The organism is Brevundimonas sp. UBA2416 (assembly GCF_002343105.1).
In the GTDB taxonomy this organism is placed as follows: domain Bacteria; phylum Pseudomonadota; class Alphaproteobacteria; order Caulobacterales; family Caulobacteraceae; genus Brevundimonas.
The window spans coordinates 1-407 of the sequence record NZ_DDRM01000025.1 but is presented as its reverse complement, the minus strand read 5'-3'; the positions used below and the strand labels follow the sequence as shown (position 1 = coordinate 407).

Annotated in this window: 1 protein-coding gene; it reads right to left on the bottom strand. The window is 69.0% G+C overall.

The window, feature by feature from the left end:
• On the bottom strand, nt 1-232 hold a 232-nt coding region (locus B3E43_RS08550), incomplete at its 3' end, for an EcsC family protein (protein ID WP_349677568.1).
• Nucleotides 233-407: the final 175 nt, after the last annotated feature.

Below are 407 nucleotides of genomic sequence, written 5' to 3'. Positions count from 1 at the left end.
TCCCCCGGGTCATCGCCTCGACGCCCGAGGTGATGATCGCGTGGACCCGTTCCGGGATGACCCTGTTGATCCGCTCCTGCGTCCCGCGCGTGGCCTTGTCCCACAGGCCGGGCGGCTTCAGCACCTTCGCCCGCCAGGCCGCGACCTCGGCCCGCACCGTGGCCTCGTCGACGACCGTGATCAGGTCGTCCGGCGTGTCCTCGGCGGCGATGATCTCGGGCAGGCTGGCCATGACGGCTCCGGGTGACGCGGGGTTACGGTTGCAGGCGAAAGCGCACGGGTCTAGACCGCCGCCAACGCTTTCCCTCCCCACCCATATACGGCCTCAACCGGCGCGAAGCGCGGCAGGCTACCGGAGAACAAATATGGCTCGCGCGAAGATCGCCCTTATCGGCGCCGGCATGATC